Raw genomic sequence first — 1606 nt, 5'->3', positions numbered from 1 at the left:
TTGTTCGGTCCCTTTTTCTTTGCCTGCTGCACAAACCAAAAGTTTATGTCCCCTTCCGCGACAACAGACCATCCCGCCTTAATCAGCCTGCATTTAAACATGCACCTTATATTGTGTATGGCATTTGTAAGGGCTGACCATGCCATAATGGCCCCTGCGTGCGGGCAAATACATATGACGTCCTTATGTCCGGCCGCAAATTGACCGGGTCAGGCAGCATCCCGTCCCAAGCACCCCCGGCCCGTGATAGACAGTTTACCTGATTGTAATGTCTTGATACGACATACATTAACAATCACGAAAACAGTAAAATCACCCCGGTTGCAGGTATGGGCCAAACAGCTTTACCCACACATCAAATCGGAGTGACCCATAGGGTCCGGAAATGTCAGCACCTGTCGCACGCCGTAAACTAAACGAAGATTTAAGTTTCTCTAGTCTGGCATGGGGCGCATGGCGTCTGCGCAACAGCCCGGATATTTCAAGCACACATGATGTTGTCCGGATCATGGAAACAGCACTGGACCTGGGAATCACAACGTTTGACCATGCCGATATTTACGGCAATTACGGATGCGAAGATTATTTCGGCGCAGCCCTGTCGACCGTATCGCATCTGCGCAGCCAAATGGAAATCGTCACGAAATGCGATATCGCCCTGGTATGCGATTCCCGCCCGGAACATCGTATCAATCACTACAACACCAGCAAGCGTCACATTTTAGAATCGGTTGAAACGTCGTTAAAAAATTTACGCATAGACCATATCGACACCCTGCTTCTTCATCGCCCCGACCCGCTTATGGTTGCCGATGAAGTGGCGGACGCCTTTAATCACCTGCAACGTGATGGCAAGGTCCGCTATTTTGGTGTCTCCAATTTCAAGCCCTCCCAGTTTAATTTGCTCCAAAGTCGGCTGGACCAGCCAATGGTTACCAACCAGATCGAATGCTCGGTTCTTGAACTGGCCCCCATTTTTGATGGCACATTTGATTTGATGCAGCAAAAACGGGTCACCCCGATGATCTGGTCGCCGTTGGGCGGGGCACGCCTGTTCAAGGATAAGGACGATGCCGTTGCGGCCCATCTGCGGCCCATACTTGAAGAAATGCGCGTTAAATACAACGCACACGGTATTGCTGAAATTGCCATTGCGTGGTTGTTAGCACTTCCATGTCAGCCGATACCGGTATTGGGAACAATGAAGCCTGACAGGATCCGCGATGCCGCCCAGGCATGTGACATCACCCTGGATCGGCAGGACTGGTTTGCCATTCTGGTCGCAGCACAGGGGCATCCCGTCCCCTGAGCAATCCAGGCTTTGATGACAGATATTTAATTGCGACCTTACGGGATGACAACGCGATAAAAATGATACTGCCAACGGCCCGGATACCGACGCCAGTTTCTTCGTGGCTAAAAATGCCCCTGCCATTTCCACCTCAGGCGTTTGATAAAGCATTGAAACTGGATAAATTTTGGCAAAATTCATTTTTTCGCGTTTTTTTGACAAAAAAGGTCTTGCGCGTGTTTCCGGGTTTTATTATACCCCTGCCACGCGCTTCGAACGGGGCGCCAAATACTGATCCGGCATAGCTCAGTTGGT

Annotated in this window: 1 protein-coding gene; it reads left to right on the top strand. The window is 50.3% G+C overall.

Annotated elements, in window-relative coordinates:
* The first annotated feature begins 385 nt into the window (after positions 1-385).
* Positions 386-1309 carry an aldo/keto reductase family oxidoreductase gene (locus tag THS27_RS26160; protein ID WP_085595942.1) on the top strand — a complete coding sequence of 308 codons (924 nt, stop codon included), beginning with the start codon at positions 386-388 and terminating at the stop codon, positions 1307-1309.
* The last annotated feature ends 297 nt before the right edge of the window (positions 1310-1606 follow it).

The sequence above is a fragment of the Thalassospira sp. MCCC 1A01428 genome (assembly GCF_002115825.1).
In the GTDB taxonomy this organism is placed as follows: Bacteria; Pseudomonadota; Alphaproteobacteria; order Rhodospirillales; family Thalassospiraceae; genus Thalassospira.
Note: the sequence above shows the minus strand (reverse complement) of the source record. Positions and strands in the feature narration are given on the sequence as shown.

Excerpts from the sequence above, each read along its gene's own strand:
- THS27_RS26160 (WP_085595942.1), top strand. The coding sequence starts at position 386 with ATGTCAGCACCTGTCGCACGCCGTAAACTAAACGAAGATTTAAGTTTC.